General features: G+C 60.7%; 20 protein-coding genes. 13 read left to right on the forward strand and 7 right to left on the reverse strand.

Features of this window, described 5'->3' with window-relative positions; translation table 11 throughout:
* Positions 1-3: 3 nt before the first annotated feature.
* The 4 genes from aroQ to acuI form a co-directional block, all read right to left on the reverse strand.
* Entirely contained in the window at positions 4-456 is a 453-nt protein-coding gene (gene aroQ, locus JL05_RS06785; RefSeq protein ID WP_004936891.1) for a type II 3-dehydroquinate dehydratase, read from the reverse strand.
* A gap of 287 nt (positions 457-743) precedes the next feature.
* The gene (gene msrQ, locus JL05_RS06790) at positions 744-1,343 is read right to left on the reverse strand and encodes a protein-methionine-sulfoxide reductase heme-binding subunit MsrQ (RefSeq protein WP_033631993.1); all 600 of its coding nucleotides are present in this window, start codon (positions 1,341-1,343) and stop codon (positions 744-746) included.
* Positions 1,344-2,345 carry a protein-methionine-sulfoxide reductase catalytic subunit MsrP gene (gene msrP, locus JL05_RS06795; protein WP_033631994.1) on the reverse strand — a complete coding sequence of 334 codons (1,002 nt, stop codon included), beginning with the start codon at positions 2,343-2,345 and terminating at the stop codon, positions 1,344-1,346. It lies immediately after the preceding gene.
* 156 nt (positions 2,346-2,501) lie between these two features.
* Complete coding sequence (gene acuI / locus JL05_RS06800) at positions 2,502-3,479, reverse strand: acrylyl-CoA reductase (NADPH) (protein WP_004936902.1); 978 nt, start codon at positions 3,477-3,479, stop codon at positions 2,502-2,504.
* A 203-nt stretch (positions 3,480-3,682) separates the two neighbouring features.
* On the opposite strand from acuI, the gene csrD reads away from it, so the two are divergent.
* The 10 genes from csrD (at position 3,683) to JL05_RS06850 (ending at position 17,899) form a co-directional block, all read left to right on the forward strand.
* Positions 3,683-5,617 carry an RNase E specificity factor CsrD gene (gene csrD, locus JL05_RS06805; RefSeq protein WP_033631995.1) on the forward strand — a complete coding sequence of 645 codons (1,935 nt, stop codon included), beginning with the start codon at positions 3,683-3,685 and terminating at the stop codon, positions 5,615-5,617.
* Positions 5,618-6,029: 412 nt separating this feature from the next.
* Positions 6,030-7,073: a rod shape-determining protein MreB gene (mreB, locus tag JL05_RS06810; RefSeq protein WP_003855260.1), complete on the forward strand. Its 1,044-nt coding sequence runs from the start codon at positions 6,030-6,032 to the stop codon at positions 7,071-7,073.
* A gap of 94 nt (positions 7,074-7,167) precedes the next feature.
* Positions 7,168-8,193, forward strand: a complete 1,026-nt coding sequence (mreC, locus tag JL05_RS06815) for a rod shape-determining protein MreC (protein WP_028127540.1) — start codon at positions 7,168-7,170, stop codon at positions 8,191-8,193.
* A complete protein-coding gene (mreD, locus tag JL05_RS06820; protein ID WP_004936918.1) occupies positions 8,190-8,678 on the forward strand; it encodes a rod shape-determining protein MreD in 489 nt (162 codons plus the stop codon). The genes mreC and mreD overlap by 4 nt, the downstream gene beginning before the upstream one ends.
* A gap of 10 nt (positions 8,679-8,688) precedes the next feature.
* Entirely contained in the window at positions 8,689-9,273 is a 585-nt protein-coding gene (locus JL05_RS06825; protein ID WP_004936921.1) for a Maf family protein, read from the forward strand.
* 38 nt (positions 9,274-9,311) lie between these two features.
* On the forward strand, positions 9,312-10,781 hold the full coding sequence (gene rng, locus JL05_RS06830) for a ribonuclease G (protein WP_004936922.1): 1,470 nt from the start codon (positions 9,312-9,314) through the stop codon (positions 10,779-10,781).
* 88 nt (positions 10,782-10,869) lie between these two features.
* A complete protein-coding gene (yhdP, locus tag JL05_RS06835; protein ID WP_033631996.1) occupies positions 10,870-14,673 on the forward strand; it encodes an AsmA2 domain-containing protein YhdP in 3,804 nt (1,267 codons plus the stop codon).
* The gene (gene nit1 / locus JL05_RS06840; protein ID WP_033631997.1) at positions 14,670-15,530 is read left to right on the forward strand and encodes a deaminated glutathione amidase; all 861 of its coding nucleotides are present in this window, start codon (positions 14,670-14,672) and stop codon (positions 15,528-15,530) included. The genes yhdP and nit1 overlap by 4 nt, the downstream gene beginning before the upstream one ends.
* Positions 15,531-15,537: 7 nt before the next feature.
* Positions 15,538-16,983 carry a metalloprotease TldD gene (gene tldD, locus JL05_RS06845; RefSeq protein WP_016930234.1) on the forward strand — a complete coding sequence of 482 codons (1,446 nt, stop codon included), beginning with the start codon at positions 15,538-15,540 and terminating at the stop codon, positions 16,981-16,983.
* A 151-nt stretch (positions 16,984-17,134) separates the two neighbouring features.
* Positions 17,135-17,899, forward strand: a complete 765-nt coding sequence (locus tag JL05_RS06850; RefSeq protein WP_033631998.1) for a CDP-diacylglycerol diphosphatase — start codon at positions 17,135-17,137, stop codon at positions 17,897-17,899.
* Between the two features lie 59 nt (positions 17,900-17,958).
* On the opposite strand, the gene JL05_RS06855 is transcribed toward JL05_RS06850, so the two are convergent.
* Entirely contained in the window at positions 17,959-19,641 is a 1,683-nt protein-coding gene (locus JL05_RS06855; protein ID WP_033631999.1) for a PglL family O-oligosaccharyltransferase, read from the reverse strand.
* A gap of 692 nt (positions 19,642-20,333) precedes the next feature.
* Positions 20,334-21,275: a uridine-preferring nucleoside hydrolase UriH gene (uriH, locus tag JL05_RS06860; protein ID WP_033632000.1), complete on the reverse strand. Its 942-nt coding sequence runs from the start codon at positions 21,273-21,275 to the stop codon at positions 20,334-20,336.
* 207 nt (positions 21,276-21,482) lie between these two features.
* Here uriH and JL05_RS06865 point away from each other — a divergent pair, with 207 nt between their 5' ends.
* Positions 21,483-21,758: a double zinc ribbon domain-containing protein gene (locus tag JL05_RS06865; RefSeq protein ID WP_033632001.1), complete on the forward strand. Its 276-nt coding sequence runs from the start codon at positions 21,483-21,485 to the stop codon at positions 21,756-21,758.
* Positions 21,755-22,099 (forward strand): hypothetical protein, encoded by a 345-nt coding sequence (locus JL05_RS06870; RefSeq protein ID WP_033632002.1) that lies wholly within the window; start codon positions 21,755-21,757, stop codon positions 22,097-22,099. The genes JL05_RS06865 and JL05_RS06870 overlap by 4 nt, the downstream gene beginning before the upstream one ends.
* Here JL05_RS06870 and aaeR read toward each other — a convergent pair.
* Complete coding sequence (gene aaeR, locus JL05_RS06875) at positions 22,090-23,001, reverse strand: HTH-type transcriptional activator AaeR (RefSeq protein ID WP_015379188.1); 912 nt, start codon at positions 22,999-23,001, stop codon at positions 22,090-22,092. The two genes, JL05_RS06870 and aaeR, sit on opposite strands and share 10 nt — an antisense overlap.
* 314 nt (positions 23,002-23,315) lie before the next feature.
* Here aaeR and aaeX point away from each other — a divergent pair, with 314 nt between their 5' ends.
* Positions 23,316-23,519: a p-hydroxybenzoic acid efflux pump operon protein AaeX gene (aaeX, locus tag JL05_RS06880; protein ID WP_004936952.1), complete on the forward strand. Its 204-nt coding sequence runs from the start codon at positions 23,316-23,318 to the stop codon at positions 23,517-23,519.
* The last annotated feature ends 7 nt before the right edge of the window (positions 23,520-23,526 follow it).

Raw genomic sequence — 23,526 nt, forward strand, 5'->3', positions numbered from 1 at the left:
CAATTAGTGGGTTTTCGACAGACGGTTAACCGCTGCCTGTAAAGCGAAAGCGTAGCCATCCGCGCCGAGGCCGCAAATCACGCCTACCGCTACGTCTGAGAGATAAGAGTGATGGCGGAAAGGTTCGCGGGCGTGCACGTTGGACAGGTGGATCTCGATGAACGGGATCTGCACCGCCAGCAACGCATCGCGCAACGCCACGCTGGTGTGCGTGAACGCCGCCGGGTTTATCAGAATGAAATCGGTGTTGCCGCGCGCCTGATGGATGCGATCGATCAGCTGATGCTCGGCGTTGGACTGCAGATGGCTCAGGGTAATATCCAATGCGGATGCCTGGTTTTCCAATCCGTTAACAATCTCTGTCAGCGTCGTGCTGCCGTACTTCTCCGGCTCACGCGTCCCCAGCAGATTGAGATTGGGGCCGTTCAGAAGCAAAATGTGAAACTTATCCGCCATTGTGCTGGTATCTCCGGCAATAAAACCATCATCGTAGAAAATAACCCGATGTTACCGATTTGTCACCTGTTAAGGGGCAAATTCACCCTGAGAACAGAAACAAGGTCGGGCATTATAACGATATCGTAGCAATTCGCAGCTAAATACTGGTCTTATCAGCGAAGATATTCAACCCCAAATCGACCAACTCGGGGTTCCGTGACAGGAATATGAGCGCTGGAACACAGAAAAAGTTCCCGCCGGCGGCGTGCGTTTTTCAACGACAATAACGCGCGCCGCCGCGCGATTCAGCGCCACCAGGCGCGGAATTTCTTGTAGCGCAGGCCCAACAGCGCCACCGCCAGCAGCGCGTAAATGAACGGCTGGGGGGAAAAGGTTTTGACCGACCACAGGTAGTGGATGGGGGCGAGGATCGCCGCCAGATAGACGAAGTTGTGCAACGTTTGCCATTTGGCGCCCAGTTTGCGCATTGCCCACAGCGTCGAGGTGGCCGCCAGCGCCAGCAGGATCAGCCAGGTGAGGATGCCGAGCGTCAGATAAGGGCGGTTCACCAGCTCGCTGCTCAGCAGGCCGAGATTGCTCAGCCCCAGCTCCAGCGTGGAGTAGCTTATCAGGTGCAGCGTGCCCCAGGCAAAACACCACAGCCCCACCAGACGGCGGCAGCGGATCAGCAGCGGCTGGCGGGCGTAGCGCGCCAGCGGGGCGATCATCAGCGTGGCCAGCAGCAGTTTCAGCGTCATCCTGCCGGTAAAATGCTGGATGTCCTTGGACGGATCGGCGCTGAACCAGCCTTGATCCACCGCCAGTACCAGCCAGAGAAAGGGCAAAAACGCCGCCAGATGCAGGGCGGCTTTCAGCCATTTGATGTGAACAGGCGTCAGGCGCACTTAGAAATTCTCCCGCAGATCCATGCCGCGATACAGCGACGCCACCTGATCGGCATAGCCGTTGAACAGCAGCGTCGGTTGGCGTTTGACGTCGAGAATGCCGCCGGAGCCGATGAAGCGCTCGGTGGCCTGCGACCAGCGCGGATGATCGACGTGCGGATTCACGTTGGCGTAAAAACCGTACTCGTTCGGCGCGGATTGGTTCCAGGTGGTCGGCGGCTGATCGCGCACCAAGCGGATATGCACGATCGATTTGATGCCTTTGAAGCCGTATTTCCACGGCGTGATCAGTCGCAGCGGCGCGCCGTTTTGCGGCGGCAGGGTTTTGCCGTACACGCCGACGGTCAACAGCGCCAGCGGATGCATCGCCTCGTCCAGCCGCAGCCCTTCGACGTAGGGATATTTCAGGCCGCCGCCGATAAAGCGATCTTTCTGGCCGGGCATCTGCTCCGGATCGTACAGCGTCTGGAAGGCTACGTAACGCGCGTTGCTGTTCGGTTCGGCCAGCTTGAGAATCTTGCCCAGCTCGAAACCGATCCACGGCACCACCATCGACCAGGCCTCGACGCAGCGCATGCGGTAAATGCGCTGCTCCAGCGGGAAACGCTTCATCAGATCGTCGATATCCAGCGTTATCGGTTTCGCCACTTCGCCGTCGATGCGCACTTTCCAGCCTTCGGTTTTCAGCCCGCCGGCGTTGGCGGCCGGATCGGCTTTGTCGAGGCCGAACTCATAGAAGTTGTTGTAGCCGGTCACCTTGTCTTCCGGCGTCATCGCCAGCTGCGCCTGCCAGGCGGCCGGTTTGCTGAATGCCAGCGCTTTGCCCGGCGGCGCCTTGGGGCGATCGTTGCCCTTGAACCACGACAGCAGGTCCGCCCGCGCGCCGGTAGGCAGCGCCAGCGTAGCGGCGCTGATGCCGAGCGCCTGCAGCACCTTGCGCCGCTGGTGGAACACGCTCTCCGGCGTGACGTCGGCCTCGGTTAATTTCGGGTGTTTGTTCATGCTTATGTTCTCCGCGACTGATTCCCGCCGCCTGTAAGCGGCAAACGGGTCTCCATGAAATAAGCATGGCGCTAAAGCCGGCCGGAAGCGAGGGGGCGCGGGAAAATATGAAATTTCGCAGAAGCGGGAACTCCCCCCGTCGCCGAGGGGAGAAGGTCAGCGGATTTTCACCAGAGTGCGGCCGGTGATTTGGTTGTTAAGCAGCGCGGCGGCGGTGGCCGGCGCCTGCTCGAGGGCGATTTCGTGTGTGGCCTGCTGATAGAAGCTGTCCGGCAGAATGCCGGCCAGCCGTTCCCAGGCGGTTTGGCGGCGATGCAGCGGCGTATGCACTGAATCCACGCCCTGCAGGCGCACGTTGCGCAGAATGAACGGCATCACGGTGGTCGGCAACTGATAACCGCCCGCCAGGCCGCAGGCGGCGACGGTGCCGTTATAGTTCATCTGTGCCAGCACCCGCGCCAGCAGTTTGTCGCCGACGGTGTCCACCGCGCCGGCCCACAGCTGTTTCTCCAGCGGACGCGGCGTGTCGATATAGCCATCGCGCGACATCACCTCTTTGGCGCCGAGCGCTTTCAGGTACTCGGTATTGCTGTCGCGGCCGCTGATGGCGGTCACCCGGTAACCCAGCGCCGCCAGCAGGGCGATGGCGGTGCTGCCCACGCCGCCGCTGGCGCCGGTGACCAGGATATCGCCGTCGTCCGGGTGCACGCCGCCTTCCTCCAGCGCCATCACGCACAGCATGGCGGTAAAGCCGGCGGTGCCGATGATCATCGCCTTGCGCTCATCCAGCCCGTTCGGCAGCGGCACCAGCCACTCACCGGAGACGCGCGCCTGCTCGGCCAGGCCGCCCCAGTGGTGTTCGCCCACGCCCCAGCCGGTGAGCACCACGCTTTGCCCCTCTTTGAAGCGATCGTCGCGGCTGTGGCGCACGGTGCCGGCGAAATCGATGCCCGGCACCATCGGGAAGTTGCGCACGATCTTGCCTTTGCCGGTGATCGCCAGCGCATCCTTATAATTTAGGCTGGACCAGTTGATGTCGACGGTGACATCGCCTTCCGGCAACCGATCGCTGCCGATATCTTTGATATGAGCCAGAGTTTGGTCGTCTTGTTGTTCCAATAACAGTGCACGCATGTCACTCTTCCTCTCGTTTACACTTTTCTATCAATGGCTGAATCACATTTATTTGACTATATGCATAATAAGCGGCCCAAGTCCTGATAAAGGACAAAAACGGCGCTTGCAGGTTTTATTCCTCGGCAAGGCTTGTTAGGGTTGGACGGCCCCTTTTGGCTAAAGGGGCACACTCACTTAACCATAGCGGACAAGGCACAGGGATGCGATTTACCACCAAACTCTCTGCATTGATCACTCTGTTGGTCGCGCTGGCGATGTTTTTGATGCTGATGGGATGCTCATACAGCTTCTTTTACGTCACGCAAGATCGCGTGGAGCGCCGCTTGGATTCGATGGTCACCTCGCTCGATCAGGCCATGCTGCGTGAGCCCCCCCAGGAGCAGGAAAAATGGTTGCCGCTCGTCATGCGCACGCTCGGCATCGTGTCGATCCGCGTAGAGGCCGGCGCCAGCCAACTGCTCGACTATAAATTGCCGACGGTCAAAAAAGAGCACTGGGATGCGCTGAACGGCTATCGTCAGGCCTCGCGCCCCCTGTTGCAGCACCCGGGCAGCACGCTATACATCACCTACCTCGATCCCTTCGCCAGCGACGTGCGTACGCTGCAATCCACCGCCGCCGTCACGCTGTCGATCGTCATCATGGTGGTGATTTTGCTGTTCAGCCTGCGCTGGCTGCGTGAACAGGCCGACGGCGAAGATCTTCTGGAACGCCGCGCGCGGCGCATTCTGAACGGCGAGCGCGAAAACGTCATGCAGGGCGACGTGCGTGAGTGGCCGGCCAACGTCAGCGGCGCACTCGACCGCCTGCTGGCCGATCTGGCGGAAGCGCGGGAAGAGCGCAGCCGGGTCGATACGCTGATCCGCGCCTTCGCCGCGCAGGACGCCAAAACCGGGCTGAATAATCGCCTGTTCTTCGATAACCAATTGACCACTCAGCTGGAAGATGAAGGCTCGCACGGCATCGTGATGATGGTGCGGCTGCCCGATTTCGAGACCCTGCGCGAGACGCACGGCAGCGTGGCGGTGCAAGAGCTGATGTATTCGCTGGTCAACCTGCTGTCTACCTTCGTGATGCGCTACCCGTCGGCGCTGCTGGCGCGCTACTTCCACAGCGATTTTACCGTGTTGTTGCCGCATCGAACCCTGAAGGAGGCCGACGGCATCGCTTCACAGCTGGTCAACGCCATCGATGCCTTGCCTTCCACGGCGCTGATCGATCGCGAGGCTTTCCTGCACATCGGCATCGTGGCGTACCGCAGCGGTCAAACCACCGAGCAGGTGATCGACTATGCGGAGCAGGCGACGCGCCACGCTACGCTGCAGGGCGAAAACGGGTGGTATGTGTACGACAGCCAGGTGCCGGAAAAGGGGCGCGGCAGCGTCAAGTGGCGCACGCTGCTGGAACAGGTGCTGGCGCGCGGTGGCCCGCGGCTGTATCAGAAACCGGCGGTGACCGTGGAAGGCGAGGTGCACCATCGCGAGATCATGAGCCGGATCTATGACGGCACCCAGGAATTGCTGCCGGCGGAATATATGCCGCTGGTGCAGCAGCTGGGGTTGGCGGAGAGTTACGATCGCCAACAGGTGAGCCGCATCATTCCCTTGTTGGCGCAGTGGCCTGAGGAAACGCTGGCGTTTCCACTGTGCGTGGACTCGATTTTGCAGCGCTCTTTCCAGCGCTGGCTACGCGATACGCTGTTGCAATGCGAAAAAAGTCAACGTCGGCGAATTCTGATTGAACTTGCGGAGGCAGATGTGTGTCAACATATCGACCGTTTGCGTCCGGTGCTGAGGCTGTTGTCAGGGCTGGGCTGCCGCCTTGCGGTGTCCAAAGCGGGTTTAACCGTGGTCAGTACGTCCTATATCAAGTCGCTGCAGGTGGAGATCGTCAAGCTCCACCCGGGGTTGGTGCGGAGCATCGATAAGCGGGACGAAAACCAGCTGTTCGTGCAGAGCCTGACCGGCGCCTGCGCGGGCACGCGCGCGCAGGTGTTCGCTGCCAGCGTACGTACGCGCAACGAATGGCAGACGCTGAAAGAGCGTGGGATCCATGGCGGGCAGGGCGACTTTTTCGCGTCGCCGGAACCGATCGACGCGGGGCGTAAAAAATATTCACGTCGTTATCGTGTTTAAGCTGATTGACGGACAAAAATTGACGTAGAATGAGGGCCGGATCCATCTGGGCCTCGTTACCGTCTTTTTGGAGTTTTTTCCAAACTGCCTGCGACAACAACGCCTATTTGAGATAGGCTCTTGTCTGCCTTTATCTGGTTGACGTTGGTAGGTGCTTACCACCGGCGGCAATCAGGGAATATGTTAGATTTTATGAGCTGTGTTACGCCGTTTCGTGCGTTGACAGGGTGGTAAACTGAGCCTTTGTTCAGGGAATTCAGGCCTCATCCAATTTCCGTGCATTCGAGCAGAAACAATACAGACTATTTTTCACCGAAGTAGAACGTTTTTGCGCCTTGTCGCTGCTTCGTGTGGTTGGTAAAGTAGGCGGATTTTATTTTCCGCCCCCAGCTTGCAGGATTATCCTTTCGTTATGTTTAAGAAATTTCGTGGCATGTTTTCCAACGACTTGTCCATCGACTTGGGTACCGCCAATACCCTGATTTATGTTAAAGGGCAAGGCATCGTACTGAATGAACCTTCGGTGGTTGCCATTCGTCAGGATCGTGCCGGCTCCCCAAAGAGCGTTGCGGCCGTCGGTCATGACGCCAAACAGATGCTGGGCCGCACCCCCGGCAACATCGCGGCTATTCGCCCGATGAAAGACGGCGTGATCGCCGACTTCTTCGTGACCGAAAAAATGCTGCAGCACTTTATCAAACAGGTTCACAGCAACAGCTTCATGCGCCCAAGCCCGCGCGTGCTGGTCTGTGTGCCGGTCGGCGCGACCCAGGTTGAACGCCGCGCTATCCGCGAGTCCGCCCAAGGGGCCGGCGCGCGCGAAGTGTTCCTGATTGAAGAACCGATGGCGGCGGCGATCGGCGCAGGTCTGCCGGTCTCCGAAGCGACAGGCTCCATGGTGGTGGATATCGGTGGCGGTACCACTGAAGTGGCGGTGATCTCGCTGAACGGCGTGGTGTACTCCTCTTCCGTGCGCATCGGCGGCGACCGCTTCGATGAAGCCATCATCAATTATGTGCGCCGCAACTACGGCTCGCTGATCGGCGAAGCGACCGCCGAGCGCATCAAGCACGAAATCGGTTCTGCCTATCCGGGCGACGAAGTGCGCGAAATCGAAGTCCGCGGCCGTAACCTGGCCGAAGGCGTACCGCGCGGCTTTACCCTGAACTCCAATGAAATCCTCGAAGCCCTGCAAGAGCCGCTGACCGGCATCGTCAGCGCGGTGATGGTGGCGCTGGAGCAGTGCCCGCCAGAATTGGCCTCCGACATTTCCGAACGCGGCATGGTATTGACCGGCGGCGGCGCGCTGCTGCGCAACCTCGATCGCTTGCTGATGGAAGAAACCGGCATCCCGGTCGTAGTGGCGGAAGATCCACTGACCTGCGTGGCGCGCGGCGGCGGCAAGGCGTTGGAAATGATCGACATGCACGGCGGCGATTTGTTCAGCGAAGAATAGTCAGCCCCTGGAAGGAGGAATCGTATCGGATGAATGCGCACAGCGAGAATCGGGTACGGTTCCTCTTTCTGTTGTCGAGGAACTCGCATAATTTATGAAGCCGATTTTTAGCAGGGGGCCTTCCCTGCAACTGCGACTTTTTTTGGCGGTGATTGCGGCCATTGGCCTGATCGTTGCCGACAGCCGGCTCGGCACGTTCGTGAAGATACGCAACTACATGGACACCGCAGTCAGCCCTTTCTATTTTCTGGCCAACGGGCCGCGTAAAGTTTTGGACAGCGTGTCAGAGACGCTGGCCACCCGCCAACAGCTGGAGCTGGAAAACCGCGCTCTGCGGCAGGAACTGCTGCTGAAAAACAGCGATATTCTTCTTCTTGGCCAATTCAAGCAGGAAAACGCCCGCTTGCGCGAGCTGCTGGGTTCTCCGTTGCGTCAGGACGAACACAAGATGGTCACCCAGGTGATCTCCACCGGTTCCGATCCGTATAGCGATCAGGTGGTGATCGACAAAGGGTCGGACAACGGCGTCTATGAAGGCCAGCCGGTGATCAGCGACAAGGGCGTGGTCGGTCAGGTGGTGGCGGTGGCGAAAGTCACCAGCCGCGTGCTGCTGATCTGCGACGCCTCGCATGCGCTGCCGATCCAGGTGCTGCGCAACGATATTCGGGTGATCGCCGCGGGCAGCGGCTGCGCCGACGATCTGCAACTGGAGCATCTGCCGAACAACACCGACATCCGCGTTGGCGACGTGCTGGTCACCTCCGGCCTCGGCGGCCGCTTCCCGGAAGGGTATCCGGTGGCGGTGGTTTCCTCGGTCAAGGTCGACAACCAGCGTGCTTACACTGTGATTCAGGCGCGGCCGACCGCCGGTCTGCAGCGCTTGCGTTACCTGTTGTTGCTATGGGGCGCCGATCGCAACGGCGACATGCCGCTGCCGCCGGACGAAGTGCACCGCGTGGCCAATGAACGCCTGATGCAGATGATGCCGCAGGTGCTGCCGCCTGCCGGTTCCGTCGGGCCGCAGCTGCCGGCTCCGGCCACCGGGGTGGCGCCGCAAACCACGGCACCGGCCTCTGCTCAGCCTCAGGTTCAGCCCGCGGCGGCGGGGGTGGTGCAATGAACAGCTACCGCAGCCACGGGCGCTGGATAATCTGGCTGTCGTTCCTGGTGGCGTTGGTGCTGCAAATCATGCCGTGGCCGGAGCAGATCTACATGTTCCGGCCTTCCTGGCTGGTGCTGATCCTGATCTACTGGGTGATGGCTTTGCCACATCGGGTCAACGTCGGCACCGGCTTCGTGCTGGGGCTGATCATGGATCTGATCCTCGGTTCCACGCTGGGCGTGCGCGCGCTGGCGCTGGGCATCATCGCCTATCTGGTGGCGTTCAAATTCCAACTGTTCCGCAATATGGCGCTGTGGCAACAGGCGCTGATTGTCGTGCTGCTGTCGCTGTCGATGGACGTGGTGGTGTTCTGGGCTGAGTTTTTAGTGATCAACGTCTCTTTCCGCCCAGAGGTGTTCTGGAGTAGTGTGGTAAACGGCATTTTGTGGCCGTGGTTATTCCTGTTGATGCGCAAAATCCGCCGTCAGTTCGCCGTACAGTAAGGGTATATCAATGACTTCGCTTTATCTGGCCTCCGGCTCCCCACGTCGACGTGAACTGCTGACCCTGCTGGGCGTGTCGTTCGACATTCTGCTGACGCATACCGAAGAGCAGCGCCGGGAAGGCGAAGCCGCAGAAGCCTATGTGCGCCGCCTGGCGCAGGACAAGGCCAAAGCGGGCGTGGCGCTGGCGCAGGAAGATCGGCCGGTGCTGGGCGCCGACACCATCGTGGTGCTCAACGGCCGGGTGCTGGAGAAGCCGCGCGACGAAGCCCATGCGGCGGACATGCTGGCGGCCCTGTCCGGCAAGCAGCATCAGGTGATGACGGCAGTGGCGATCGCCGATCGCCACGACGTGCGTTGCCAGCTGGTGGTGACCGACGTGACGTTCCGCAGCCTGTCACAACAGGATATCCGCGACTATATTGCTACGGGCGAACCGATGGATAAGGCGGGCGCCTATGGAATTCAAGGAAAGGGTGGTTGTTTCGTCAGAACGATAACCGGGAGTTATCACGCAGTGGTCGGTCTGCCGCTGGTCGAAACACATGAGCTGCTCAGTAATTTTGTCGCATTACGTGATGTAAGAACCGGTTGATGGGCGCTGCCACTATCGACCGGCTCTGAGGAGAAGGCATGACAGCTGAGCTACTGGTTAATATCACACCGTCTGAAACGCGGGTCGCCTATATCGATGGCGGCATTCTGCAAGAGATCCATATCGAACGCGAATCCAAACGCGGCATCGTCGGCAATATCTATAAAGGGCGCGTCAGTCGCGTCCTGCCGGGCATGCAGGCGGCGTTCGTCGACATCGGCCTCGATAAGGCCGCCTTCCTGCACGCCTCTGACATCATGCCGCATACCGAATGCGTCGCCGGCGACGAGCGGAAAAACTTCCACGTGCGCGACATCGCCGAGCTGGTGCGCCAGGGGCAAGACCTGATGGTGCAGGTGGTGAAAGATCCGCTTGGCACCAAGGGCGCGCGTCTGACCACCGATATCACGCTGCCTTCGCGTTATCTGGTCTTCATGCCGGGTGCGGCGCACGTCGGCGTGTCGCAGCGCATCGACAGCGAAGCCGAGCGCGAGCGCCTGAAGGCGATCGTGGCGCCGCACTGCGACGAGCTGGGCGGCTTTATCATCCGCACCGCGGCGGAAGGCATCGGCGAGGAAGAGCTGGCGCAGGACGCCGCATTCCTCAAACGGCTGTGGACCAAGGTGATGGAGCGCAAGAAGCGCAACCAGACCAAATACAAGCTGTACGGCGAGCTGGCGTTGGCGCAGCGCATCTTGCGCGATTTCGCTGGCGCGGCGCTGGATCGCATCCGCGTCGATTCGCGGCTGACGCACGATCTGCTGGTGGAGTTCACCGGCGAGTACATCCCGGACATCACCAACAAGCTCGAGCTCTATACCGGCAGCCAGCCGATTTTCGATCTGTACGATGTGGAAAACGAGATCCAGCGTGCGCTGGAGCGCAAGGTGGAGCTGAAGTCCGGCGGCTATCTGATCATCGATCAGACCGAGGCGATGACCACGGTCGACATCAACACCGGCGCCTTCGTCGGCCATCGCAACCTCGATGAAACCATCTTCAATACCAACATCGAGGCGACGCAGGCCATTGCGCGCCAGCTGCGGCTGCGCAACCTGGGCGGCATCATCATCATCGACTTTATCGATATGAACAACGAAGAGCATCGCCGCCGGGTGCTGCACTCGCTGGAGCAGGCCTTGAGTAAAGATCGGGTAAAAACCACGATCAACGGCTTCTCTCAGCTAGGCTTAGTTGAAATGACGCGTAAACGAACGCGTGAAAGCATTGAACATGTGCTCTGTCACGATTGTCCTACTTGCAATGGGCGCGGCACCGTGAAAACGGTGGAAACCGTGTGCTACGAGATCCTGCGCGAGATTGTGCGCGTGCACCATGCTTACGATTCCGATCGCTTCCTGGTGTACGCCTCTGCGGCGGTCGGCGAAGCGCTGAAGAGCGAAGAGTCGCATGCGCTGGCCGAAGTGGAGATCTTCGTCGGCAAACAGGTGAAGGTGCAGATCGAACCGTTGTACAGCCAGGAGCAGTTCGACGTCGTCATGATGTAGCCCGCCCGACATCGATAGGGGCTCGGCACGCCGGGCCCGTCAGTGCATAGATATTCCCGTTGCCAGGCAGCGGAGCAAGGAGAACTGCGTGAGGCGACTGCCTGGGATTCTGTTAGCAACAGGCGCCACCCTAATCGTGATTGTGGCGCTGCTGATCAGCGGGCTGCGCCTGATGCTGCCGAAGCTGAACGACTACCGTCCCCAACTGCTGGCGCAGGTGGAGAAGCTGTCCGGCGTGCCCGTGCAGATGGATTTCCTACAGGGCAGTTGGGAAACCTTCGGCCCACAGCTTGAAGTACGTAACCTGAGCGTTACGCTGCCCAAAAGCGATGTGCATATCGAGCGCGTGACGCTGGCGCTGGATGTGTGGCAGTCGCTGTTGCACTGGCGCTGGCAGTTCCGCGATCTGACCTTCTATCAATTCCGGCTTGATTTGAACGCCACGCTGGGTGGCGATCGGCAGGGCGATGGCCTTGAACCCGGTAAAATCAGCGATCTGATGCTGCGCCAGCTCGACCATTTCGATCTGCGCGACAGCCGTATTTCATTCCTGACGCCCGCCGGCGCGCGCGCCGAATTCGACATTCCCCAGCTGACCTGGCTCAACGGCCGCGATCGCCACCGCGCCGAGGGGCAGATCAGCCTGTCGACGCTGAACGGCCAACACGGCGTGGTGCAGCTGCGCATGGACCTGCGCGATAATCAGGGCCTGCTGGACACCGGCACGGTCTATCTGCAGGCCGATAACATCGACATGAAACCCTGGTTTACCCGCTGGCTGCGTGCCAACACCGGGCTGGAAAGCGCCGACTTCAGCCTGGCTGCCTGGCTGCAGGTGCAGAACGGCGAGATCGCCGGCGGCCATGCGTTGCTCAAGCAAGGGGCGGCCAACTGGAATACCGGCGCCGCGCAGCACCGGCTGGACGTGGACAATCTGGCGCTGTCGCTGCGCCGCCAGGGCACAGGGTGGCAGCTCGACGTGCCGCAGCTGCGTTTGAGCACCGACGGCCAGGCCTGGCCGCAGGGCGCGCTTTCCGCCCTGTGGCTGCCGGAAAACACCGAATTCATGGGGCCGGCGCAGAATGAAGAGCTGCGGGTGCGCGCGACCAACCTTCAGCTGGAGCGCCTGTCGGCGCTGCTGCCGACCTTCTCGTTCCTCAGCCCGGACGTGCTCGAGCGCTGGAACGATCTGCAGCCGCAGGGGCAGGTGGCAGCGCTGGCGCTGGACATCCCGCTCAAGCAGCCGGAAAAGAGCCGTTTTCAGACGCTGTGGCGCGATGTCAGCTGGCAGCGTTGGGAACTGCTGCCCGGCGTCAACCACTTCTCCGGTGCGCTGAGCGGCGGGGTGGAGAACGGCCGCCTGACGTTGGGGCTCACCGACAGCACCCTGCCTTACGGCGACATGTTCCGCGCTCCGCTTGAAATCAACAGCGCGCGCGGCGCGCTGACCTGGCGTTACAACGATCAAGGGTGGGAGCTGGCGAGCCAGGGGCTGGACGTCAAGGCGAAGTCGCTGTGGGTCAACGGTGATTTCCGTTATCAGCAGCCGGCCAAGGGCGATCCGTGGCTGAACATTCTGGCGGGCATCCGCCTGTATGACGGCGCCGACGCCTGGCGCTATTTCCCGGAGCCGTTGATGGGCAAGCATCTGGTGGACTACCTGAGCGGCGCCATTCAGGGCGGCCAGGTGGATAACGCCACGCTGATTTATTCCGGCGATCCGCAGCACTTCCCGTATCGTAAAAACGAAGGGCAGTTTGAAGTCTTCGTACCGCTACGTCACGCCACCTTCCAGTTCCAACCGGGCTGGCCGGCGCTGACCGATTTGGCGATCGATCTCGATTTCGCCAACGAGGGATTGTGGATGCATGCGCCGCAAACCCGATTGGGTAAGGTGGCGGGTAAAAATATCAGCGCGGTGATCCCGGATTACCTGAAAGAGCGGCTGCTGATCGATGCCGAAGTCGCGGGGGCGGGCAGCGACGTGCATGACTACTTCATGCAGACGCCGTTGCACGATTCGCTCGGGGCGGCGCTGGAGCAGCTGCAGATTGGCGGTGATGTCAGTGGGCGCTTACATCTTGATATTCCCCTGGACGGCGAGCAGGTCAGAGCCACCGGCGAAGTGGCGCTGAACAACAATTCGTTGCTGATAAAGCCGCTGGACAGCGAACTGCAAAAGCTCAGCGGCAAGTTCCGCTTCGACAACGGCAACCTGCAGAGCGACCCCCTGTCGGCCAACTGGTTCGGGCAGCCGGTGGCGGTCAACTTTTCCACGCAGGAAGGCGATCGCGATTACAAGATCAATGTCGGCCTGAAGGGCGACTGGCAGCCGGGCAAGTTCCCCGGCCTGCCGACAGAGGCTGCCGCTGCGCTCAGCGGCAGTGCGCCCTGGCAGAGTCAGGTGGCCATCACGTTGCCGCATCAGGGCTCGGCCAGCTACGATATCGGTCTGGACGCAGACCTGAAGAAAGTGAGCAGTCACTTACCTTTACCGCTGGACAAGGCGCCGGGCGAGGCGTTGCCGGTGAACGTCAAGGTTAAAGGCGGTCTTAACGGCTTCACGTTGACCGGCAGCGCGGGCAAGCAGAACCGCTTCAACAGCGAATGGAACTTCGACAAAAAACAGGTGAATCTGGCGCGTGCCGCCTGGCAAACCAACGGTGGCGGCACCCCGCCGCTGCCGGCCGGCAAATCGATGACGCTGAACCTGCCGGCGCTGGACGGCGAGCAGTGGCTGGCGCTGCTGGCGCCGGCGCTGAAACAGGGCGGCGGCAGCGGTCAGGTGGGCGGTTTCAGCTTCCCCACCACCGTGGCGCTGACCACGCCGCAGCTGCTGTTGGGCGGCCAGGCCTGGCATAAGCTGACGCTGTCGGCCGAAAAACAGCTTGGCGCTACCCTGGTGAGCGCCAAGAGCGACGAAGTGGACGGCAGCCTGCGGGTGGCCGATCGCGGGCCGTGGCGCGCCGATATCAACTACCTGTATTACAACCCACAGTTCGCCGAGACGAAAAACGCGGCGGGTGCGCCGTCGCCGTCGACCGAGAAAGTTTCCTTCCGCGACTGGCCTTCGCTGATGCTGCGCTGCAAGTCGTGCTGGGTGCTGGGGCAGAACCTCGGCAAGGTCGAGGCGGATCTGACTAATCGGGGGGATACCCTGACGCTGGATCACGGCCTGGTCGATACCGGTAAAGGGCGCATGAGCGCCACCGGCTTGTGGAAGCAAAACGCGCAGGAAGAGCGCAGCTCGCTGAAAGGCAAACTGCTCGGCGGCAAGATAGATGAAACCGCCGCCTTCTTCGGCATCACTATCCCGCTGAAGGGGGCGCCTTACGACGTGGACTTCGATCTGTACTGGCACGGCGCGCCGTGGCAGCCGCAGGTCAATACGTTAAGCGGCGCGCTGCAGGTCAAGATGGGCAAGGGCGAGATCGACAGCATGGGCGGCGGCCGCGCCGGCCAGCTGCTGCGGCTGGTCAGCTTCGACGCCCTGCTGCGCAAGCTGCAGTTCGATTTCAGCGATACCTTCGGCAAAGGTTTCTACTTTGATTCCATCCGCAGCACCGCCTGGCTGAAAGATGGCATAATGCATACTGATAATCTATTGATCGACGGCCTGGCAGCGGACATCGCCATGAGCGGCCAGATCGATCTGGCGCGCCGCCGCATCGATATGGAGGCGGTGGTGGCGCCGGCGATTTCGGCGACCGTCGGCGTGGCCACGGCGTTTGTCGTCAACCCGATCGTCGGCGCGGCGGTATTTGCCGCCTCGCAGGTGCTGGGGCCGCTGTGGAGCAAGATTTCGCTGATTCGCTACCATATCGGCGGCGATCTCGACCAGCCGAAGATCAATGAGGTACTTCGTAAGGCAAAGGAGGATAAGGCGTCATGAGGAATGCTAACGTTGCGTTGTTGCAGTTGTGCAGTGGCGATCAGGTGCGCGATAACCTGGCCCAGATTGAACAGCAGATCAAGCAGCTCAATGCCGGGGTAAAACTGGTCATGACGCCGGAGAACGCGCTGCTGTTCGCCAACTCCGCGGCCTACCGCCAACAGGCGGAAAAACAGGGCGATGGCCCGCTGCAGAACGCGGTGCGCGAGCTGGCGCGCCGCTATGGGGTGTGGTTGCTGGTGGGCTCGATGCCCTTGATCAGCCGCGAAAACCCGGAACTTATCACCACCAGCAGCCTGTTGTTTGACGAGCAGGGCGAAATCCGCGCCCGCTATGACAAACTGCACATGTTCGATGTGGATATCAACGATGCGCACGGCCACTACCGCGAGTCGGATACCTACCAGCACGGGCAGCACCTGACGGTGGTGGATACGCCGGTCGGGCGTTTGGGCATGACCATATGCTACGATTTGCGCTTCCCCGCGCTGTTCCAGGCGTTGCGGGCGCAGGGCGCCGAACTGATTTCGGTGCCGGCTGCCTTTACCCGAGTGACCGGTGAGGCACATTGGGAAATCCTGCTGCGCGCCCGGGCGATCGAAAACCAGTGCATGATCCTGGCGCCGGCGCAGGTGGGGCGCCACGGGCCGACTCGTCGCACCTGGGGCCACACGCTGGCTGTTGACGGCTGGGGCAAGGTGCTGGCCGAGAACGCGGACGCCGTGGCGGCGCTGAAGGTGCGCGTGGACGCCGCAAGCCTGAAAAATATTCGTGCGCAGATGCCGGTGCTGCAGCACAACCGATTCCAGACGTCGCTGACGGCGCCGTCTGACAAGCTATCCTCCAATCAAGAGTGAAACCATTATGAGCCTGACGTTTGTCAGTGAGCAGTTACTCGCTACCAACAAGCTGAGTCATCAAGACCTGTACAGGGTACTGGGTCAACTGGCAGAACGCCGTATCGACTACGCCGATCTCTATTTCCAGTCCAGCTATCACGAAGCCTGGGTGATCGAGGACGGCATCATCAAGGATGGCTCTTACAATATCGACCAGGGCGTCGGCGTGCGCGCCGTCAGCGGTGAGAAGACCGGCTTCGCCTATGCCGATCAGATCACCCTGAATGCGCTGCAGCAGAGCGCCCAGGCGGCGCGCAGCATCGTGCGCGAGCAGGGGGACGGGCGGGCGCATACCCTGGGCGAGATCGGTTACCGGGCGCTGTATCCGCTGCTCGATCCGCTGCAAAGCCTGCCGCGCGAAGAGAAAATTGCCTTGCTGCACCGCGTCGACAAGGTGGCGCGCGCCGCCGATGCGCGGGTGCAGGAAGTGAACGCCAGCATCACTGGCGTTTACGAGCAGGTGTTGGTGGCCGCCACCGACGGCACGCTGGCGGCGGACGTTCGCCCGCTGGTGCGCCTATCCGTCAGCGTGCTGGTGGAACAGGACGGCAAGCGTGAGCGCGGCTCCAGCGGCGGCGGCGGCCGTTTCGGTTACGACTATTTCCTGGAAACCGTCGACGGCGACGTGCGCGCCGATGCCTACGCCAAAGAAGCGGTGCGCATGGCGCTGGTCAATCTTGGCGCGGTGGCGGCGCCGGCCGGCAATATGCCGGTCGTGCTGGGCGCCGGCTGGCCGGGCGTGCTGCTGCATGAGGCGGTGGGCCACGGCCTGGAAGGCGACTTCAACCGACGCGGCACCTCGGTATTCAGCGGCCATATGGGTGAGCTGGTGGCTTCCGAACTGTGCACCGTAGTGGATGACGGCACCCTGCAAGGGCGCCGCGGCTCGCTGGCGATCGACGACGAAGGCGTGCCGGGTCAGTACAACGTGCTGATTGAAAACGGCGTATTGAGAGGCTACATGCAGGACAAGCTCAACGCGCGGCTGATGGGTGTCGCCCCGACCGGCAACGGCCGTCGCGAGTCCTACGCGCATCTGCCGATGCCGCGCATGACCAACACCTACATGCTGGCGGGCCAATCGACGCCGGAAGAGATCATCGCCAGCGTCGAGTACGGTCTGTACGCGCCGAACTTTGGCGGCGGTCAGGTGGACATCACCTCCGGCAAGTTCGTGTTCTCCACCACCGAAGCCTACCTGATCGAAAAGGGCCGCATCACCAAACCGGTGAAAGGGGCGACGCTGATCGGCTCCGGCATCGAGGCGATGCAGCAGATCTCGATGGTCGGCAACGATCTGGCGCTCGATAAAGGCGTGGGCGTGTGCGGCAAGGAAGGCCAGAGCGTGCCGGTAGGCGTTGGCCAACCGACGCTGAAACTGGATACGTTGACCGTCGGTGGCACGGCGTAATCTTTCTTCAAGGGGCCATGCGTTGGCCCCTCAACCATTCTCCATTTCGCGGCCTTTCTCGCATTCGTAACGCTAAGCGCGGCAGGACGCCGTAGCCTGCACGACATAATGGAATGAAATTGACGTGGCGAAAAAACAGAGCACGACAAGAATGACGCGCCTGGCATTATCCGCTCGGCGTTGGCTGCTGGTGCTGGGCGTTCTGTCCCTGACGGGCTGCGCCCGTTCCGATGCGCTGTGGGGCGTGGTCGATAAACTCTGCATGGCCAACTATCAGCAAAAACGCAATCCGGCCCCGTGCGAGCAGATTTATATGCCGCAGGGGAAAGCGCAGGGCTTTAGCGTGCTGCAGAACCCGCGTTACCCTTATCACTTTATCCTGGTGCCGACGGCGCCGCTCTCCGGCATTGAAAGCCCGCAGCTGCTGGTTGGAGAACGGACAGACTATTTTGGCTATGCCTGGCTGATGCGTTACCGGCTGGCCGCCGAGTATGGCGGGCCGGTGCCGGATGATATGTTGGGCATGGCGATCAACTCCGCTTACGGCCGCAGCCAAAACCAGTTGCACATTCACCTGACCTGTCTGCGCGAGGACGTGCGGCGCCAATTGCAGGCGGAACGCCCCTACATACAGGAGCAATGGCGGCCTTTGCCGGATAAGTTGTTGCGCCACACCTATTATGCTCGCCGCGTGATGCAGCCAGCCGTGATGGGCATCTACCCGATTAAGGATTTGGCGGATTATTTCCATCTGTCGCCGCCGCAGCTGGCGGAATATGGCGTGGTCGTCGTTCCGACGACGTTTGCCGGCCGGCAAGGGTTTATCTTGCTGGCCTCGAAACGCGGCTGGGACGTCGGCAATCGCGCGTCGGTAGAGTCGCTGCTGGATAAAGAGTGCGCGATTTTGCCACGTTGATTTTGCTACATAAATGACGCAGGTGAGAGCAACGAGGCATCGCTCTCACCTTGTTGTCCCTACCTAAACCGCGCATCCCGCGTAAACAGGAAAGCGGCTTCCCGCAGGCGAGCGTCGGCTTGTGCCTGATCCCCCTGATAGCGCAAGATCATGATCAGCGTGGCGTAGACGTTGGCGTCGATACGGCGCTGCAGATAGGCATTGGCCCACTGCCGATAGCCGGTCAACAGGGCATCATCACGCGTCTGGTTATAGACCAGCAGCGCGTGAGATTGCTCGTCGAAGGTTTTGCGTTCCCGGTAGATCCAGGCAGCCGGCGGCGGCATGTGCTCGATGCTGTCGATGTTGGCCAGCATAGTGCGTTCCGACTGGGTGAGCGCCATGCGCCCTTGCCAGGCGAAGACCGCCATCACCAGCACGCCGACCGCCGCCATCGCCACCGGCAGGCTCAGGGTTTTGGCGAACGGCAGCGGGCGGGGTTCGCCGGTTTGGCCATCCAGCAACGCCAGCAGCAACAGAAACGCCAGCCAGTGCGGCGCAGACAGATAGAAAGGGTATTCCAGCTGGGTGTGCACCAGCATTGGCAGCAGCACCAGGAACAGCCCGACGCGCGCACCGTTCGGCTGCTCGCGATCCCGTTGCCAGGCGCGTTTCAGCAGCAGCGCGCCGGCGATGAGGACGATCATGATACCCGCCAGCGCCGGCAGGCCACCCTCAACCCACCACAGCAGGATTTCATTGTGCGGATGCCCGGCGACTTCCAACACTTCTCGCCAGGGCATTTCCTGCAGGCGAAAGTGCGCGAAGCTGTATTCAAAACCGCCGTAACCCCAGCCCAACAGCGGCTTGGCCAGGATCATGGCGCCGACGTCATGCAGCATGGTCAGACGCGCGCTGTTGGACAGCCCCCGACCGATCAGGCCGGCGCGGCCATCCAGACCGAAACCGGTGAACACCACTGTGAGGCCGATCGCCATCCCCAACAGCAGCGCGCCGCCGGCCCAGCGGCTTGCGGCCGGGCGCCGGCGGGCAAAACGCCACAGCAGCAACGCCGCCGCCAAGGCGCCGCCAAGCCAGGCGGCGCGCGACTGGATCAGCACCAGCAGGGCGGAGAAAACGGCCAGCAGCGCGAGCAGCGGGATTTGCTGCCGCCACGTTGGCGCTGAGAGGGGAGCAAGCAGCAGCCAGAGCGCCAAGGCCAGCCCGGTGGCGATAAAGCTGCCCAGCACGTTCGGTTGCTGAAAGACGCCGTAGACCCGGCTGCCGTTAGGGGCTACCCAGGCCAGCGTGGGGGCGAACAGCTGCAGTGCCGCCAGCAACGCCTGAACGCCGATGGCGAACAGCAGACCGTACAGCAGCAGCTCGCGCTGTCGGGCGGTGAGGCGCAGCTGCAGGCAGGCGACATAGAACAGCCAGCCGCCGAGCAAACCGGCGCAGCGCCACAGGGCATCTTCGCGCCACTCGGGGCGGGTATACAGCAGCGGCAACGCCAGTACGGCGATGCCGAGCAGCAACCGCCGGGCGGTGGGGGTCAGCGAAAGACGGATGCGACCAAGGCAAACGGTGACGGTCACGATCAGCGCTGCGAGCGCCATGACGCCCCAGGCCAGAATGTTTTGCGGCAGCGCCAGGCCGTCGCCGCCCATGTTGGGGTAATAAACCGGCAGGAGCACCGCCATCCAGATCAGCAGCAGGGGCAGCACGGCGATGGTCGCTGCGTTAGCGGGAGATTTATCGGCCATGGTTAACCTGCCATGGCCTGATAGCGTTTATGAAATGCATGTTTTAATTATTCCCTATCCTTTATCCTGATGTTGAAATGCGTGTAATGTTCAATTCGAAAATGTCTCACGGGAAATTTAAATCGTCTTCATGGTGAAGCGATAAATAATGTTTGCCCTGAGAATGCGCGAGGCTGTATGCCTAAAGAAAGGTTAAGCCGTAATTTTCACCCGCAAAAGGCATTTTTGTTGTTTGCAAAAACAGACGCGCTATTTTCTCAAATCTATTGTGATTCAGTCAATTTTTAATCGAATTTTATTTTTGTTTATTAAAATCAGTTGATTGAGTGTTATTTTTGCGTGTATGAATATCGTGGGGTATCTCGGCGATAGCCTATGTCGGCAGTCAATGTGAAGAATAAGATAGGTATCTTATTGTTTAATTTGTTTCGTCAGCGGCGGCGTGATGGCGAAGATTTATTCCATCGTTTCCCATTGCTGATTTTTAAATTAAAATTGATTTTCATCGTTGTATTTTTATTGAGATTATTCTTGTCTTCATCTGTTTTTTTGGTTTTTATAAAATGATTTATTGTTAGGATTGTTCTGCTGCATTGGAAATAAAAGAGGTTATGGCTTGAGCCTCCCCGTTGCCGCGGCAGAATACGGACTAACGCGCCTGCTAAAGCGCGTTCATCTTGTCTCCCGCCCGCTTACTCCACGTCGCCGATCCGCTCCAGCGCATCCACCACCAGATCCCAGAATTTATCCTGATCCAGTTTGACCGCTACCTGGGTGTGGCAATCCGGCGGCGGCGGCGCGCGGAAGTCCGCGACCGTCATGCCTAAGGTGAGGGTGCCGGTCAGCTCTATATTTACCGGCGCTTTGCGCACCGACATGACGCTCGGATCGATCACATAGGCCACCGCGCATGGATCGTGCACCGGCGGGGCGCTGAAGCCCTGCGCCTGTTGGTACATACGGCCAAAGAATGCCAGCAGTTCGCCGACGAAGGCGGCCGGCCGGGTGCCGAGGGCGGCGATGCGTTCGCAGACTGCCGGCGTGGCCAGCGCCTGGTGGGTAAGATCCAGCCCGACCATGGTGAGCGGCCATTTTTCGTTGAACACGATGTGCGCCGCCTCGGGATCGATTTTGATATTGAACTCCGCCACCGCGCTCCAGTTGCCCACATGATAGCCGCCGCCCATCAGCACCACTTCCTTGACCCGTTCGGCAATGCGCGGCTCTTTACGCACCGCCATGGCGATATTGGTCAGGCCGCCGGTCGGCACCAGCGTCACGCTGCCCGGCGGGTGGGCCATCACGGTCTCGATGATCAGGTCTACCGCGTGGCGTGAGTCCAACTGCAGGTGGGGTTCCGGCAGCACCGGGCCATCGAGGCCTGAGTCGCCGTGAATGTCGGGCGCCACTTCGATATTGCGCACCAGCGGACGCGGGCAGCCGGCGGCGAAGGGGACGCCGGTGATATTGGCGATACGGGCCACCGCCAGGGCGTTGCGCGTCACTTTGTCCAGCGTCTGGTTACCCACCACGGTGGTGACCGCCAGCAGGTCGATCTGCGGATTGCCCCAGGCCAGCAACAGAGCGATGGCGTCGTCATGCCCCGGGTCACAGTCCAGTATGATTTTTTTCATGGTTATTCCTGATGCAGGGAGAGGTTTCCGCAGCATAACGCAGCGCGACAGCGTGGGATAATGCCGATGGTGCTTTTGTTAACGGCATCAAAGCCTTGCCACTTTTACGATGTAATGAAACGTAAATCCTGCTCGCCGGGCTTTACCCTGGAGTTTACTCCAGGGTTTACAGTGAGGTTCAGCGTCAATGCACAGAGGAGAGGCGGGATGAACTTACTGAAACGGTTGTTGGGGCAAGGCGGTATTCACGGCGGTCATCAGCGCGCGGGCCACGGCGGCGGGCATCATGGCAACCGCTATAACCAGCATGGCGAGCCGGGGCCGCAGTGCCCGGAATGCCAGGCAGTGAATAAATCGGGCGCCCGTTATTGTCACCGCTGCGGTCAGCCGTTTGCCGCGCTAAGCGCCACCTGCGGCCAGTGCGCCGCGCCGTTGCCGCCGGGCAGCCGCTTTTGTCCGCAGTGCGGCGGCGGTGTGCCGTGAACCGGGGCGGTTGGACACTCGCGCTGCTGCTGGGCGCCATGGCGCTGTGGACGCTGCTGGCCTGGGGCGTAGCCGGGGTACTGGCCTGGCTCCCGGCGTTGGCGGAGGCAGCCGGGAATGCATCGTTGCCGGTGAACGGTGCGCTGAGCCTGGTGCCGCAGGCGGTGCTGGACGCCTGGCTGCCATGGCTGAAACAGCTGGGCAGCGGGCTGGCGAGCTATTTTCCTGTGCTGCTGACCTGGGCGGGCTACGCCGTCTGGCTGCTGTGGGGCTTCGGCATGGTGGCGCTGACGCTGCTGGCCGCGCTGGCGCGCCGTTATTTGAGCGCCGCTCAGCGATAGCCCTGATAGACCGCCGCTACGCGTTCGAAATAGTCGGTTAAATAGTTGATGCACACCTGCACCTTCAGCGGCAGTTTGTCTTTCTCGGTATAGAGCGCGTAGATCGGCCGCGGATCCGAATGGTAGCTTTTGAACAGGATCTCGATCTCGCCGCGTTTGATCTCTTCGATCACCCACATCAGCGGGGCGTAGGCGATGCCGGCGCCGTTTTTCAGCCAACGGATCATGGTGGAGGAGTCGTTGGTGACGAAGCGCCCCTGCGGGGAAATGCGTGTGGTGATGCCTTCCGGCGACATCAGTTCAAATTCGCTGTCGGGCCGCACGCTGTACTCCAGCCAGGAGAAGTTGACCATGTCGCTCGGCTTCTGCGGCGTACCGTGCTGGATCAGGTAGCTTTTGGCGGCGCACACCACCATCGGCATCTGCCCCAGGCGGCGGGAGAACAGGCTGGAGTCCTGCAGCGCCCCGGTGCGGATCACCAGATCCAGTCCGTCGGTGATCAGATCCGGCGCCGGAATGCCGGTTACCAGGTTGACCGTCAGGCCTGGGTACTCTTTCATCATCTCGGCGGTCATGTTCGCCAGCACGTTTTGCGCCATGGTGGATGAGCTGCCGATGCGCAGCGTGCCGGCGGGCGTATTGTTAAACGCGTACAGCTGCTCATGCACCTCGCTGACTTCCTGCAGCATGCGTCGGCAGCCCTGATAGTAGATTTTGCCGGCCTCGGTCAGGCCGATGCTGCGCGTGCTGCGGTTCAACAGCTTGACCTGCAGTTCATTTTCCAGTTTCGAGACGGTTTGACTGATCGATGAAACGCTCATGTCGAGTTGGCGTGCGGCCGCGGTAAACGACCCGAACTCAACCACTTTGGCGAATACCGACATCCGTTTTAATCTTTCCATTATTCACTCTGGCTTAAAAGTGATTTAGATCACAGATTGTTGATGCCTTGATAGTAAGCAGGCTAATATAACGTGGTCGGGTGAATAGACCTTACCAACGTGCGAGAGCGATCGGCAACGCAATCCTGCCGCTCCTCCGGCACCCTCGCAATCCCTGTCGTGGATGTCTGCCCCCAAGTTTAACCTTTTTTCGGGTTCGTGACCTGGACAAGCTGCCTGGTCAAGATTTGTGGCGCGCGCACGCTAAAATGTAAAGAGAATGTGAATGGCGAGATGTGTCTTTCCCCGGCGTAGTGAACAATAAGGAAAAAGTGATGAGTTTGCTTCCGGTTATGGTCATCTTCGGGCTGTCGTTTCCGCCGGTGTTTTTCGAGCTGCTGGTGTCGCTGGCGCTGTTTTTTCTCCTGCGCCGCCTGCTGCAGCCGACGGGGATTTATGATTTTGTCTGGCATCCGGCGCTGTTTAACACCGCGCTGTATTGCTGCTTGTTTTATCTGATTTCGTGTCTTTTTGTTTGAGGTCGCT

Origin of the sequence: Serratia nematodiphila DZ0503SBS1 (assembly GCF_000738675.1) — a bacterium.
GTDB lineage: Bacteria > Pseudomonadota > Gammaproteobacteria > Enterobacterales > Enterobacteriaceae > Serratia > Serratia nematodiphila.